This is a genomic window from Flavobacterium cyclinae (genome assembly GCF_021172145.1).
Taxonomy (GTDB): domain Bacteria; phylum Bacteroidota; class Bacteroidia; order Flavobacteriales; family Flavobacteriaceae; genus Flavobacterium; species Flavobacterium cyclinae.
In genome coordinates, this window is record NZ_CP089095.1 from 1421337 (window position 1) to 1436889 (window position 15553).

Consider the following 15553-nt stretch of genomic DNA (forward strand, 5'->3'; position numbering starts at 1 on the left):
GATTAAAAAGGAGCCATAAATAAATTTCCACCTTTACTAATTGAGTTAAATAGTCGATTTATTTCTAAAACTTCATCTCTAGTATTTTCTTTAAATGACTGAATTTTTACATCTTTATCTTTACTTTTTTCTTTGTTAAATTCAATTTGAGATGAAGTATCAAATTCATATTCAATAATTGCTTCAGATGCATCTAATCCAATATCAATATTAATTTGAATAGCTTCTTGTTTTCTTTTATTTAAGATATCATCCAATTCATCAATCTCTAAAGTGTTATCAATCCCATAAGCATCTGTCATATAATCATTTGAAAGTTTTTCCCAGGAAATATCAATGTTTTTCTGTATTTCATTATAATATTCGTTGTTTTTTATTTTTGATTCACTAATAAAATCAGTATAGCATATATTTGACTTGATTAGATTTGAAAAAGTTTTAATAAGATAATGAGATGGTATGTCTTTAGAAAGTGCTTTAATTAAATTTGGTAAATTATTGATTTCTTTAATTAGGTTGTTTTCAGCTATATATTTTAAAATTTCTATTAAATTATCTCTATCTTCCCAACTTAAATAACTAATATCTAAATCATTTATTCTCTTTAATAATTCTACTTCAATTTCACTTTTGCTAAATAATCTAATAAGAATAGATATAATGTTTAGGCTAGCATTACTATGAAATCCCTTAAGAAAATCTTTCTTTTCGCTAAATGTGTCGTATAATTTTTTTCTGCTATTTTTATTAGAAAAGCTTATTCTTTTTTCACCTTTAACTACTGTAGTTGCTATTCGATATTTGAATTGCTCGAAGTATACAGATGATTTAAGTAGTTGTAAATATTCTTCATTAGAATTTTGAAAGTATGTAAAAATAAAGTCATCTATTGATGGATTAAAAAAACTATATCTAGTGTCATTTTTGTCAATAGTTCTAATAATGAAAGCACCTACTAATTCTTTTAAAGCAAAATTATATTCATTTCCATTTTTTTGATAATTATTATAAACAACTTCGTGGTTTATTCTACTATTAAAAGCTTCTTTTAGTCTTTCATCTGTGACATAATAAATTCCACCACTTAATGAGTACATCGTAAGTAGCAACAATCTGGAAACATTTGAAATCTGTATATTAAATGGCTTTTCCCATATTTTATTTGGATCATTTAGTATTTCTAAAACAAATTTTTCTGAATACTCTGTATCAACTAGATTACTTTTATTAGTGATACCTTGGATTAATCTAGGATTATAGTATCGATGCTTAATTACTTTCCAATGAAAATCATTCTGAAAATAAATTAACTTTTGTTCATCTGATAAATCAGAAAGATATATGTGATTATACAAAATTCTTGCTTTATCCCAATTTGTGTAGTTTTCAATTCTAACTTCATAATTTGAAATATCAATGTTAGAATTTTCAATTTTATCAGAAATATTTTTTGCCTGATTTAAAATTGTTGTTCGACAAGTTAATATTAATCTTTTATGTTTATCATCTCTTACTCTCTCAATAAAATTCACAATTGCAGAATCGGCATTCCTTGAACTATATAAATCCAAAGTAATTGCACCTAAAAAGTCATCAAAATAAAATATTTGTTTCTTTTCAGGAGAAAAAGCTTCTTCTGCTTCAGTAATTTCCCTAACATATACTAATTCAAAATCTTCAGCTAAAAATTGATAAGTTAGCATATTGGCTAATGTTGATTTTCCAATACCTGGAGCACCAGTAACTAATATGAAATGATTTTTGTTTAGAGCACTTACTGCTTCACTGTGTGTCTTATTTGGGACATATACTGTAATTTCTTTTATTATTTTTTCTTTATAAAATTCTGATCTTCCTTTGATACCATTTTTGACTATTTTTTTAATTATATCAATTGACGACAGCCAAAGTTTAAAATGTCTTTCTTGAATTTCAGGATAATCATCTAACCATTTATTTAGGTCTTCTTTGCCTATAACATCTGATGTAGAGTGTATATAAGGATTGAAAATGTTTTTAATATCTTCCTTGTCTTGTGGAGATAATGGTAATGAAGTACAGAATATATATCTTTTAGGTTTTAAAGTAACTACTTTTTGAGTTTCGTTATTACTTAAATCTAACTTTAATTTTGAGATACCAGAACCTAAGTAATGTTTAACTTGAACTACTATTTCATTTTCATCATTTACTGTTGAATATCTTAAATCAATACCTTTATCTTTTCCTGGTTTGAATGACTGAAAATTTACATTCAGTACTTTTGAAAGTAAATCTCTTGTCAATTCCTCTAAGTCTCTATCATTTAAAGTTGAAAAATCGTAATTAGCCATTGTGATTTACGGAATAAGATTTTAAATTAATCCTTTTTTGTGCCAAACCATAATTTTTGAATTTATACCTCATATATGCTGAAGCCATATCCTCATGGGTTGAAATTATTAATTGATTTGAATAAAATTCATTTCTTAGTAATTCTATGAATCCTGCAATATTGATTTCATCCATAGTTTGAACTGGGTCATCAATCAAAATAATCTTGTTTTGAGAATACTTTTTATGCAATGCTAGAGTAAAAGAAATAATCAATGCTGATAGTTGACCGGAACTCATAGAGAAAACTGCATCAAAAGTTTTGGATGGATTAGTTTGAAATCTTATACCATCTTTATCAGAATAAATAAATAATCCTAAACCTCCTTGAAAATCCTGCATAATTCTTCCTGAGTATATATGAAAAATAATTTCAATGTCTTTTATTACTTTTTTCTGATATTCTTTTAGAGATTTTTTATAGATGCTATTCAGATTTTTCAAATTATCTTCTAATGTTTTCGCATTATTGAATTTACTTTCTTTGTTATGTAACTCTTGTTTGTTTTTATCTAGAGTTTCGTTTTGTAATAATGAATATTTATACTTTAAATAATTTTCTTTTTTGATTAAATTTTCTATTTCCATAGAATTCAATAAATCAAACTTATTATCGAAATACTGAGTAAAAAACTCTTTAAAATATGTTTCAACACTATCTAATTCTATTTCTAATTTGAGTGAATTTAATATTGGAGTAATATTTTCTATATCAATTACACTTTCACTGCTTAATGTCTCGTTCAAATAATCTTTAAAATCAAAATCAATATTTTCAAGTTCCTTTTTTACTTTAATAAAAAAAGTTTCATCAATTGATAAAAACTTATTTATAAAGATTATATCAACTTTAAGTTCAGTGATTTTTTGATTTAAAATTTCTATAATTGGAAGTATAACATCTTCCTTAAAATTAATTAATTCCTCATTAAAAATTCTACTTTTTGATGAAGTAATTCCCTCCAAATTAACTGATTGAATTTCTATCTTTTCTAATAAATCATCAATATTGTCCCAATCATAGCCACATAAAAAACAAGTACCAGTTGTTTCTATATCCTCCGCTTCTTTTAGGTTTTTAATATTATCAACTAATTTTTCTCTAGATTCTTTTATTTTAGAATAAATACTTTCTAATTCATCTAACTCTTTGAATTTAACTTTAAGTGATTCATGCCCTTGATTTAAATTTGAAATTAAAACCTCCTCAATAAAATCAAAGTCTTCAAGTTCAAATACAAATGAATCATCTTTAATATTATCAATGGAAAATTCTGTTAGAGTATCAATAATTTTATTGATGCTTAAGTATTCATTTTTTTGAATTCTTAAAGCTTCTCTTTGTGGAAGAAATTTATAATAAAGTAAGAAGCTTTCAATTCCTTCTGTATCTAAAATTATACTACTAATCTTTTCATTTCGAATATAACTTCTAAATAATCCCTTGTTTTCAATTAATTTTTTTAATCTGGTAATGGTTCCGTCTTCATTAAAAAGATTTTCATAGCTGATATTCTTATAATTAAAATCTTCTAAATCCCAATTAATTTCTCTATCAGAAAATAATTTTATGTACTCTGTATTATTAAATTCTGATGCTAAAAAATCTTCAATTTTTTTTATTGAATCCTTTAAATTGTCAATTTCATCTTTTTTGTCACCGTTACATAATCCACTAATTTTATTTTTTAACTTATCAATTTTACTAATTTTATTTTCAAATTCATAAACATTAAATAAGTGAGATATATGTTGCTTTCTATTTTTGTCTTGGCTTTTTAATAAAAACAAACTGTCCTCTTGTTCAATATAATTTAAAAACTGAAAATTCTGTTTATAATTTGAACCTAGAATTTGGTTTAAATATTCCTCTTCATTTTGAATTAAACTTTTTTCATCAGATGTAAATTCGTTTTTAAAGTATAGTTTATAGAAACTAAAATCTACTGAATTTGTTAATTCGTCTCTATTCGCAGCTCTCTCTAAGATATGTGTTGAATCATCTTTTAGAAATTCAATTTTTATCGATATATCACCAACAGCGTAATCGCATAGAAATGGATGTTCGGAAAAACTTTCTCTGCCATCAATTAATCTACCTTTTAAGTCATCAAATCGTCTTATTTTACCCGTAAATAATAATTCTATTGCATCATAAATTGATGTTTTTCCAAATCCATTAGGACCATCAAAAACTATTAAATCTGAAGATTCAAAATCGATAATTATATTTTGAAAAACTTTAAAATTATGGATTTCTATTTTTTTAATTTTCATCTGAATTCAATGTTGGTAATAAAATGTCATATATAATATCTGCGTTCATTTCATCAATATTTTCAACATCTCTATTGAAAAAGTTTTGATCAATTAAATTGTTTAGGCTTCCAAATGAACCACTTTCAATTTTCTGTCTATTATTATCAGTTAAAGCATCTAATCCATTTTCTTGGACAATATTGAGGTTTATTAATGGGATTTTATGAACTAGACGATAAAGAAGTGATTCATAATCGTTATTATTGATATTCTCTTTATGTTTTTTAAATACTTCTTCCTCTAAAATTTTATTTTCAATAAAACCTTTAATATTTTGTTGTTGCTGCACTAGTGCTTGATTTAACTTTTCTACTTCAGAATCATTATATAAAACAATTTGCTTTTTGAACAAATATGGGTCTTCCTCAATCTCCAAAACCAAACTTTGAAAATTTTCAAAATTTTCAACTCTGTGTAAGATTAATAAATTTACATTCTTATCAAACCATTCATTATTTATTATTTTTTTTGCTTCTTCAAAATAATTCACCTGATTTTCAATAACATTAATTAGGTTATCTGTTTCTATTATTAACCAATAAGATTTTTTATTAATATCATCAAATGAATAAAAAGAACCTATTTCCAATTCAGTATTAATAAGTCCTAATTGAGAAAATATGCTGTTAATTATTGTTTTCATTTAGTTTTTGTTTTGCTTGTTCTAAATCAATTAATGAAATCTTTTTCCATTTTGTAATTTTATCATATTCAGAAGAAGTTGAATTATTTAAAATGTCAATATCCGATTGGTTTATTCTAGTTGATTTATTTGCTTCTTCAATAATAGATGACACATTACATCCTTCTGTAATTACATAATCTGAATTAAAAGGCACTTCAATCAGTGTATCTAATGCAGTGTTTAGTATATCTATTGAAATATTTTGTTTACTTGCAGATGAATTTGAAACAATTATACTTGAAGGAAAATATTTTTTACTTTGACTATCTGTCCAACCTATTTTATTTATTTCATCTGGACTTCTAATCCCATGAAGGATACTTAAAAAAGCAGTTTTCACTTCATTTATTAGCAGGGAATTATCTTTGTATTCTTGAAGTGTTGAAAATTTTACATGTCTATGAGGCATTATTTTTTGCAGAAATCCCTCAAATTGTAGATTATTCAAACTATTAAAATATACCAAATATTGATGTAGTTTAATTTGAGCATCATTATCAATTTCATCCTCGTGTTCAAGGCAAAATTCTTGGTAATATCTGTTTAAGTCAATCTTAAGTTTCTTAATAAAATAGTTTTTATCTTGCTGAATACTTGTTAAGTCAGCGATAAGAATATCTCTAAATCTATTCAATGAAATTGTACTATAATATGCAGATTTATTTATTGAATCTCCGTTTGGTGAATGATTTTGGGCATGAATTAAAACAATATTATTGGTTATTAAAGATTCTAGTTCATTACATAAAATTTCCAAGTAATTATCATTTGATAAATGTATTAATCCTAATTTATTCAAACAATTGCTAGCTTTAACTTTTATTTTGTCTTGCAACTCTTCAATTTTACAATAAGGATTACCATCATACTCATAAATTTTAAGCTTTGCATGCTTAGCTTCAATATCTGCTTTAGTTTCTTCATTCTCTATTGCTAAATGAAAATAGGCTTCATCATCACAAGGGAAATTGTCTTTCCTTTGTTCTAATTTTTCAAAAGCTTCTTTATATCTTGAATAATAATGGCTTTTGACAGCCTTTACTTGATGTAGCGTTATTGGTTTGGGTTCGTTATTTTCATATCGTATTATCGCAAAATCTTCTAATGAATCAAGCTGTAAATGCAATCCATCAACACTATCTTTTTCGTTTATTAATTTTAATACATGATATAAAGCAACTTTACCTTGATATATAAATCCATTCCAAGTATCAGCTGCTGAATGAATATCATTAGGATTTATTAGTTGAATCATAAATTATTTTTTATTTTAAATTATTTAGCTCTAAATATTTCATTTAGATTTTTTAATTTACCAATCAATTCTTCAAACTCCAATGTTTCTCCATAAATCATAAATTCCTGCATGGCTTGGTAGTCTTTTTTCCAAAGTTCAGTTACTTCTGCTGGTGGAATAAAATTTATTGTTTGTGGTGTGTGTAAATCATAAGAAATTCCTCTTATAGGTGTGTATTTACTTCGGTGTTGGACTAGTGTTTCGAATAGCTCTTTATTTTTTATTGCTTCTTTTCCATAATCGTGGTCCATTAGTTTTTCTATATCGTAAAGATGTCTTGACATTCTGTAATGTCTTATGTTTTCAATTGGCTTAAGAAATTCTTCATGCAGCAACATTATTTTTTCTAAAAAGGTTTTAGTTGGCACTACAACAATTACTTCAAATGGTTGAATGGTAAAAACTTGTTCTGGATAAATCTGACCAATAATTGATTGAATTGTTTTCTGTTCGTTTGGTTCTAGTAAAGCTCTTGCTCCTAATTCAATGATAACTCTTTGCGGAATGTATTCTCCTTGTTCAACGATTGACTTGTATTCTAATTCTATACGATGCGGATCACTAGTATCATCTATTTCATCATCAAAGATTAAATTATAATTTTCTTTATTTACTCCCAGCTTTTCTAGTTCTGAAATCAATTCTTCTTTAAATTCTCCGACTATAAAATTACCTGAAGCTTTACGAAGTTTTTTTATTTGTGTTTTTGATAATTCACCCTCAAATCCTAAGATTGTTCTATCAATTGATAAGTCAATATCCTCTGAGAAACGTTCTATTAAGTTATAAGCTTTGCTTAGAGATGTGCCACCTTTGAAAACTAAATGTTGTGCAAATTTTGATGAAAATATGGCTTTTAACGTAATGGTTACCCACCAATCTTTTTCAATTGCATCTGTAGGAAGTCCTGTTTGATTATTGACTTGGTTTAGTATTTCAAGTCGTCTCTTTTCGGATAGTTTTAGCCACTCGTTCATATTAGTCTTTATTTATTAATTCAAGGATTGTATTTCTAATCCATGTTGGTGCTGCAACACTATCTTCTTTTATACTCTCAATCGTCATTTGTTGCAATACTTTCTTAATTTTTTGTTTCGCATTTTCATCTACATTTTCTTTGCCTAACTCTTTTAATGCTTGAATTACGATGTTCAGTTTTTTATCTTTAATAGTCAGATTTTTAGGAGTGGTTTTTTTGAATGTGATGGTTCTTTTACCTACTTTAATTTTTCTTGGTGCTCCATCGGTCAAATAGACCACGTTCATAGGTACTTGTGTGGATAAACCCAATTGTTGTAATGCTTGTACACCTGTAGAAATAATTCTTGCTTTATCTCTTTTGGCAATAGCTAAAGCTATTTCTTCTGTTGAAGGAAATAGCGTACCAAGTACTTTATCTTTTTTTGGATAAAGATAAATACCGTGTGCTAATCGAGTTATGACTTCTTTTTTTTCTAGTCTTTGCATTACTTTTTTTATGTTTTCAGTTGTTCCAAATTCTATGAAATCTGAAATGAATAAAATACTTCCCTTTTTTAAGGATTCAATTTTTTTTTCTATTTGGTTATGAATAGAATACATGGTGTTAGTGGTTAAATGGTTGTCCCAAATTTAGTAAAAAAAAGGGACAAAATGAATTTATATTTCTTTATCAAATATAAATATCTGTAATAAGAAGAAAGAACATAAAGCAAAGGTTAAATTTAGATTTTACATGTTTATTCTTTTAACAGTAAACTTATTTTTAATTGGTTACCTATAGCGTTCTAATAATTCAAAACCTTCAAAAGTTTCTTTTACTGGAATTTGAAAACACTTTCCAATATTTTTAAAATTTTGAATATTTAATTTATTTTCTTGAATCCATTCAATTGAAAACATTCTTAAATTATTGGAATTTGGTATGTTATCGATGTTTTCATATACCGCAATTATGATTGGTGTTTTTGTAAAATCCATCATATTTTTATGCATGTAATAGTGTTGGACTTTAAAATTAAAAACTAATTGACCATTTGCCTCATAAAATTTTCTGCACTTTACGTCTATTTCTAAATTTCTAATATTTCGGATTAAGAAGTCACCTCTTTTTATTGGAACTTTTTTTGCTGTTTCTGTATAGGATTTAAAACTTTCTTGGTCTTGGAAAAGTTCTTCTAAGATTAGATTATTTTTTTTTGCTTGTTTTTTGAAGATTTCTTGAGCTTTTATGCCAGCCCTATACCAATCGTTAGCCCAAATTGCATATTTTTTTGAGTCTATAACTTTTTCAGGTATCCAATGTGATTCACCTTGGTAAATGATAGTATCCTCTCTAATATCTAAAACTGCTAATTCATAGTCATTTTTTGCATATTGGTGAACGAGTTCATTATTATCTATGTTTATGATGTGAAATCCCATTGTTAATTTTTTAAATGCATTTACTAAAATCTACTAAGAGTAGTACTATTTCAAAAGTAGTATTTTTCTATTTTTTTCTAATTAAGTATAAATACGTAATTTTAGATAGATAAAATTATCATGGTTTAATGAAAATTAATAAGAGAGAATGAATTTTCTCCAGTTTAGTAAAATAAATTCTGTAGGGGGGGGGTGTAATTAAAAATTAGAAATAATATAAGAAGCCTCTCTTGATTTAATGGTTAGTACCAGATAATAAACCCACCTTCTTTCTTAATTGTGTTTTAAATGGTATCAAATATCTCTTTTTTGACTCTTCTTAATTGTCTTTGTCATTACTTTCCGAACCGTCTCTATTTTTTGTGCTTGTTCTTCTGATGTCATTAATTCCCATTTTAATTTATGGGAGATTTCCATAATATTACTCTATCTCAGCTTCAACGGTCTTACTATGTTTATGTAATTTTTCTTTGGTCTCAAATCCTACAAAAATAATTAGGATACAATTCATCATTTCTTTTTTCTAATTGATATAATTTACCCATGATAATGTTATCATTCGAATTTGTCAATTAATTGTTCTGACTTTAGTAGGTTATATTTTTTTTAAGCTTATAAGGTCTTTTTTAACGAAATGGAATAATTGCTTAATATTTAAAAGTATAAATTTTTGTAAATTCTCTGTAAGTTGTATCTTTTTTTATCAGTAAATTTACTTTAAGTTCTTTATGTTCATAGGTCTCTTTATAGATATTTTGATGTTCAGCTTCAAATTCTTTAATACTCTTATAGCGTATTGTATCATTAAAATATTTGTTGCTTTCTTTGCAATTTGCCTTAATAATTTCCAACTCTTTTATTAATGATTTTGCAATAGTATCTCTTTTAGGATAAAATTTGAGAAGCCTATATTCAATAACTTTGTTTAGATTAGGATTTTCTTCAAAATAATCTGGTTGTAAAAGTTCAAAAGTTTTTATGTTGAAAATAGGAATTTGTGACGGAGTTCCTCCTTCTGCATTAGCGTATATATGTGATGTTATACCTGAAATTATTTCATTTTTTTGTTGCTTAATTTCTATTTCATAAGGAATATATAATAACAAAGCATCCGTATCTAAATGCGAAGTTAACAGTACATCTTTATTTGGTAATTCATTTACAGTTATTATCGAGTCATCTGCCTCTTCATCTAAAATTGTATTAAAATTTTTTACTCTTCCGTTACAACTAATCAAAACTGATGATAATAAGATTATTACTATTTTTAAGAAAAATTTCATAGTTTAAAGTTTGGTTAATTTATCAGCAATAAAGATACATTCAATTATTATTCTAGGGTCTTCTCTATAATTATCTTTTTCTTCTCTATAAAATATTGTATGAATCCATTCAGAAGTTGAAATTGAATTTTGATCTCTAAATTTAATTAAATTATCAATAGTTAGAAAATCTCCTTTTAATAATTTATTTAATGTTTTGGTTGAAACGGCAATGTGTTTCATTTTTAAAAAATCTTTTCTAATAAGTGTAGATTTATCAATATATTCAATACATGCTTTTAACCCTTTTTGTTTTGCTTTTTCAAAGTCTACAAAAGCCGCTTTTTTTAATTCAGATATAATTTCATTAAAATGCGGAATAATAACAAACTGAGTTAGAATATCTACAGCCCAACCTACTGGAGTAGGGTTAGGAATTGTCCCAAATCCATCTTTAAACATTATATCAGTTAAAGAAGTAAAATCCCAAATATTTATAATTTCCTTACTTAATTTTAAGGTATTGTTAAGAACACCATTATTTGTAAAATAATCAATTTGACTAATTCCTTTTGTAGTTACAACTTTACCATTATTTACGTATTTATTTTTAAATCCAAAATTTGAAGCTTTAATTATATTTACATTTGTACCTTCATTATTGTAAATATGATATTGATATAATCTAGATTTTTCTCTTTTAATTATATCTAAACTATTGGTAACCAGATTACCTTGTTTTAGTGTTCGACAACCAATAAAAAAACGTGCATCATCAAGTTTTTCAGTAACTAAATCATTTACTTTTGATGCATCACCTATTGCAAAAATTATTGTTTCACCCATTGAAGTTAATAGTTCAGGTAGACTATATCCATCAATTGGTGTATTTAAATAAATATATCTTAATGACCTACTAACATTTAGTGTACTATATAATCGTTCACCTAGAAATAAAAAATCTTTTTGATAAGCAACCCAATATAACTCTATTTCAAATCCAAAATCTTTATCTAAGATACTATCCCATATATTTAATAGTGATATTTCTATTGTTGCTTTCTGATTTTTAATTTTTACAGTTTTGATATATTCCCTTTTAATTAGATTTTTTTTATCATTTGATATTGCTGGAAATTTTTCATCAGGTTTTCTTAAATCACCATCGTCTTCAAAAAGCTTTAGTTTAATTTCTTTACCTTCAAACTTCCTTGATGTTTTGATGTTAAAATAAACTAACTCATCTAAATTAGCTTTAGTGATTGGTTGCATACCATTTTTATCTGAACTCCAATAACCGTTAATAATATTAATATCATCATCAGAATTAATATTATTTTGTTCAGTTTTTAATCCTAACCTATCAACTTTACTTATTTCTGGATTTTTCATGAATTCATTTTAATCTATATTAAAAAATAAAAAGGTGGTGAATTACACCACCTTTTGTTAATTACTTAATTAGGATACAAAGTTGTATCGCTTGTGCCTGTTCCAATAATGCGAGCATCTTCTTGTAATGTGAAAGATGTTGTGGTTTCAAGTTCATCAGGATTTTCACAATTTTCAGGTTCAGTTTCTGGGAATATTGGTAAAGGTTGATTAGGGTCAACATTTAGTCCTGTAGAATGCGCCTGTAAAATGGTTAGGGTAGTAGGTATTCTATTAATCCAATATTTACCTTGTTTTATTCCGGTTGGCTCTATCATTTCTGCCGCTATACTCATGTATAATGGGTCACCAATTACTGGACTTTCTCCACCCATCCAAACTTTTCCTGTTTCTAAGAAATATTGTACCGCTTCTTCAAAACCAGGTCGAACAGTAACAATTACACGTGCCATTCCCGCTTGTAAGAAACTTCTAAATAAAGGATCTACATTTTCGGTTAAATAAAGTTCTTGCCATTGGCTTCTTTCTGCCCAAAAGTAAGGGTAGAAGGTATAATCTTTAATACTCCACTCAAAGGCTTGCTCTAAAAACTTAGCAGTCGAAGTATATTTATCAAGATTTTCACCTAAATAAACTTTAAATTCATCCATTTTAACCCCTTCATTGTCATAGTCAAAGTCTTCACCAATTCCAGAAAGATAATTTTGAAGTAAATAAGCAATACAGTTATGTTTTAAAACATCACCTTCGATGATACGGTAAAAATTGCCCATTGTATCTTTTTGTTCTTCTTGTTTGGCTTTTTGTTCTGCTTCAATTGCTGCTACCTCTTCTTTGTACGCATTTAAAGCATTTGTATAAGCTTCAATAATTAAATTGAAATTTTCTTGTTTCCAAGCGTGATAAAATGAAGCTTTAGGCTGGCATTGTAGTTTTATTTCTATATTAAAACTCCCAATATTTCTTCCATGAACTTTATAATTAAAGACCTCTGACAGACTTAAACCACTAATTGGAGTACTACCATTTTTTGAAGAGTCTTTTGTATTAAAATAAAGAAATTGACCTTTTAAATTAGATAAATTAAAATGTGCGGTTAATACATAGTTCCCCTCCCAAAAACCTGAACGATTTCTTTGTTTTGTAAAGTGCCAATTTAACATTGCAGATTTAGCCTCATAATTTTCTAAAATCTCTAGATTAGAATCAAAAAACACTCCTGTGCCTTCACTTTTTGGAGAACCATTTGCATTTAATATTTGTTCTTTATTTTTTGGCTCTTCTGTTAAATTAACACCATAAACATTTGCCCAATATTCTAAAAGTTCCTTTGTTGCAGAAGTAGCATTAGGCATTTTGTATAGAGCATCCGCTTTTCTTGGATCTGTTGGTGCAACTAAAGTATTTCCTGCTATGGCAGTAGCAATTCTATGCAATCTTGCAGGTTCAGGAATCATGAACTCAAACATAGTACGTTTACCATAATTATAGATTTGGTTTTTCATTTTTTTATCTACCCATCTATAAACACCTGTAATATGTTGTGGTCTTGCTGCGTCTGGATTATCAGTTTCAGTTACTTTACCGCGATTATCATACTCATGAACATTGGTTAAACTTACTTCATTAATAATTTTACTAATTCTTTCCTCAGAAATTTTTGTTTGGACTCTCTCCAGCGCTCTCTCTGTAATTTCTTGCGATTTAGTAACGGCTTGCCTGTTGCTTATATGCTGTGAGTTTGTTGTAGCAAAGGCTGTTCCAATTTCCATTCTATATGCTTTAGCGTCATAAGTAAAATTAGCATGAGCATTGAAAGTTGTTTGTCTGTCAATTTCTTTAGCTACTTCCGTTTGCATTTCTGAACGGTTCACTTTTGTAGTATCCGAAATTTTCTCAACTTCTTGTGTTTTGTTCGTAGTGATAGTATCTTCTGTACGAGTAAGTTCGCTTATTGATTTATGTCTTAACTCACTCGCCATTACATTTTCGATATTTGAAACTTCACCAGGTACATAAGCATGAACAGTTTGTACTACTTTCATGTATTCAGCAACACCGAGTCTTTTTAAACCATAATGTTTGCCAAGTATAGGAGACTCATTTTCGTTAGGTAGTGTGTCTACAGGTTCACCAACACTAATTGGTTTTAATATTAACATTCCTGTTGCTGTGAATGAAGTTTTACTATCTGGAATAAATTGGTTATTATCTGTTGGTAAATTAAGTGTTGTTTCTCTACCATTTGTAAAAAATATTTGAAACTTCAAATTACTTATTGTATTGAATAGGTTTCGCAATATTTGAGGAAAAGAAATACTATTATTAAGAACCTGAATACTATTTATCGTTTGAGTTTGAATGCCACTATTTGTTGTAGCAGTAACAACAGCATGACTAACAGACCATGATGTATTTTCAACATTTACTTGAAATGAAACATATCGATTCGTTACAAACCATGATCTTTGAAGAACAGCTCTTAAAACATAAGAAAGATGAGGTAGATTGGTACTTATAACACTTGTGTTATTAGAAACTGGGATTAGAACCCCTCCAACATTTGTGAATTCGTCTTGAGTTAGCGTTGCATCACTTAATACTCTTTGACTAATTGTGGAATTTTTACTTTCTATTTCATTAAAAATTTCATCATAGCTATCATTTTTAAAAGTAAATGTAAAACCATCAATATCTAATTCATCTTCACTAATAACGCTTAATTTGGCATTCTCAAGGTCAATTTCATTTTTGTAATTTTCATTGGTAAAGTATTCTAAAAAATAAGCTAAATTTTCTTTGTTTAAATTTTTTATAATGTCGTCCCAATTTAATTCTTTTTTATAATTAAATTCAAAATTAGGCGTTTCATATTTCTCCAATTCTTCATATGCCTTTATAATTTCTTCTTCAGGAGCTTTATCTTCTTCTAATTTATTAATATATTCCAATTGATTGAAATATGCCTGTATTGTTGCGCCAAATTCTGTATTGTACTTTTCTTGCGCTTCTTTTAATGCCTTTTCATAATTTTTACTGTAATTATTTCTTAAATTTTGTAATTCAATTTTGAGTTGGGTTAAACCTTCTTTTTCTATGATGCTATTTTGTTCCTTTTCAATTATGTCAGATTTTAAATTTAAAAGAACACTATTTTTTTCAGAAATAGTTTGAGAATTAGCTGTAGATTTGGCATTTGAATTAGCTATATTTTTGTTGAAAATTGCTGAAGGAATTATAATTATGGCATTTAATGCAGATGTAACAAAATCTGTCCCACCATTGATTTTTTTACGTTCAACAGTAGCATTCAACGTTTGTACATAACCAACATGTAAAGCTTTTAAAATATAGGCTAATTCTTCCTTTATATAAAAATCCTTTTGTGTGATATATTGATAAATGAAGTTATCCCAAATGTTTTTAATTTTATCGGGAGTTGCATTAATGCTATCATAGTCTTTTTTACAAATCTCTAATTCTTCGGTTGTAAGTGTTTCTTGTTTAGAAATTGATTTTCCTATTTTGGCTAGGTTTTTAAAAATACCAGATTGTAATTCCTCAATATTTTTTATTGCATTGGGTTCAAAAGTAATTGCCGCCTCTAATAGGGCATTGTAGCGCGCTTGATTTTGGGTAGTGGTTACTTGGTCGAAAACCCCTTCCATTTTATCAGGACGTTGAATAAATTTGAAGTTGTCTCTGTTTGTTTCTACAAGATTTGGATTTCTAAGGCTTACAAATCTGAATAAAGTTTGTGGACTGTTACTGGTTGACATAATTTGAGTATTAATTAATGACTTATATTATTACTTCAAATGT

At 27.0% G+C, this 15553-nt stretch carries 10 protein-coding genes; all 10 read right to left on the bottom strand.

All coding sequences use genetic code 11. The annotated features are described in order from the left end of the window. Positions 1–2: 2 nt before the first annotated feature. The 10 genes from LOS86_RS06655 to LOS86_RS06700 all read right to left on the bottom strand — a co-directional run bounded on the left by LOS86_RS06655 (position 3) and on the right by LOS86_RS06700 (position 15510). Positions 3–2333, bottom strand: a complete 2331-nt coding sequence (locus LOS86_RS06655; RefSeq protein WP_231843834.1) for an nSTAND3 domain-containing NTPase — start codon at positions 2331–2333, stop codon at positions 3–5. Beyond that, entirely contained in the window at positions 2326–4650 is a 2325-nt protein-coding gene (locus LOS86_RS06660) for an AAA family ATPase (RefSeq protein ID WP_231843835.1), read from the bottom strand. Before LOS86_RS06660 ends, LOS86_RS06655 begins: the two co-directional genes overlap by 8 nt. Continuing rightward, positions 4640–5335: an ABC-three component system middle component 1 gene (locus tag LOS86_RS06665; protein ID WP_231843836.1), complete on the bottom strand. Its 696-nt coding sequence runs from the start codon at positions 5333–5335 to the stop codon at positions 4640–4642. The genes LOS86_RS06660 and LOS86_RS06665 overlap by 11 nt, the downstream gene beginning before the upstream one ends. Next, positions 5319–6632: an ABC-three component system protein gene (locus tag LOS86_RS06670; RefSeq protein ID WP_231843837.1), complete on the bottom strand. Its 1314-nt coding sequence runs from the start codon at positions 6630–6632 to the stop codon at positions 5319–5321. Before LOS86_RS06670 ends, LOS86_RS06665 begins: the two co-directional genes overlap by 17 nt. A gap of 20 nt (positions 6633–6652) precedes the next feature. Then, positions 6653–7651 (bottom strand): nucleotidyl transferase AbiEii/AbiGii toxin family protein, encoded by a 999-nt coding sequence (locus LOS86_RS06675; protein ID WP_231843838.1) that lies wholly within the window; start codon positions 7649–7651, stop codon positions 6653–6655. A 1-nt stretch (position 7652) separates the two neighbouring features. Continuing rightward, positions 7653–8255 (bottom strand): DUF6088 family protein, encoded by a 603-nt coding sequence (locus LOS86_RS06680; RefSeq protein ID WP_231843839.1) that lies wholly within the window; start codon positions 8253–8255, stop codon positions 7653–7655. A 171-nt stretch (positions 8256–8426) separates the two neighbouring features. Beyond that, positions 8427–9077: a hypothetical protein gene (locus LOS86_RS06685; protein ID WP_231843840.1), complete on the bottom strand. Its 651-nt coding sequence runs from the start codon at positions 9075–9077 to the stop codon at positions 8427–8429. Positions 9078–9724: 647 nt separating this feature from the next. Further along, complete coding sequence (locus LOS86_RS06690) at positions 9725–10360, bottom strand: hypothetical protein (RefSeq protein WP_231843841.1); 636 nt, start codon at positions 10358–10360, stop codon at positions 9725–9727. A 3-nt stretch (positions 10361–10363) separates the two neighbouring features. Further along, entirely contained in the window at positions 10364–11731 is a 1368-nt protein-coding gene (locus LOS86_RS06695) for a hypothetical protein (protein WP_231843842.1), read from the bottom strand. Between the two features lie 65 nt (positions 11732–11796). Then, complete coding sequence (locus LOS86_RS06700; protein ID WP_231843843.1) at positions 11797–15510, bottom strand: nucleotide exchange factor GrpE; 3714 nt, start codon at positions 15508–15510, stop codon at positions 11797–11799. Positions 15511–15553 lie beyond the last annotated feature (43 nt).

What these genes read in the sequence shown, in the direction of transcription:
- LOS86_RS06695 (WP_231843842.1), bottom strand. Translation starts at nt 11,731, where the DNA reads ATGAAAAATCCAGAAATAAGTAAAGTTGATAGGTTAGGATTAAAAACT.
- LOS86_RS06665 (WP_231843836.1), bottom strand. Translation starts at nt 5,335, where the DNA reads ATGAAAACAATAATTAACAGCATATTTTCTCAATTAGGACTTATTAAT.
- LOS86_RS06660 (WP_231843835.1), bottom strand. Translation starts at nt 4,650, where the DNA reads ATGAAAATTAAAAAAATAGAAATCCATAATTTTAAAGTTTTTCAAAAT.
- LOS86_RS06690 (WP_231843841.1), bottom strand. Translation starts at nt 10,360, where the DNA reads ATGAAATTTTTCTTAAAAATAGTAATAATCTTATTATCATCAGTTTTG.
- LOS86_RS06685 (WP_231843840.1), bottom strand. Translation starts at nt 9,077, where the DNA reads ATGGGATTTCACATCATAAACATAGATAATAATGAACTCGTTCACCAA.
- LOS86_RS06675 (WP_231843838.1), bottom strand. Translation starts at nt 7,651, where the DNA reads ATGAACGAGTGGCTAAAACTATCCGAAAAGAGACGACTTGAAATACTA.
- LOS86_RS06670 (WP_231843837.1), bottom strand. Translation starts at nt 6,632, where the DNA reads ATGATTCAACTAATAAATCCTAATGATATTCATTCAGCAGCTGATACT.
- LOS86_RS06680 (WP_231843839.1), bottom strand. Translation starts at nt 8,255, where the DNA reads ATGTATTCTATTCATAACCAAATAGAAAAAAAAATTGAATCCTTAAAA.
- LOS86_RS06655 (WP_231843834.1), bottom strand. Translation starts at nt 2,333, where the DNA reads ATGGCTAATTACGATTTTTCAACTTTAAATGATAGAGACTTAGAGGAA.
- LOS86_RS06700 (WP_231843843.1), bottom strand. Translation starts at nt 15,510, where the DNA reads ATGTCAACCAGTAACAGTCCACAAACTTTATTCAGATTTGTAAGCCTT.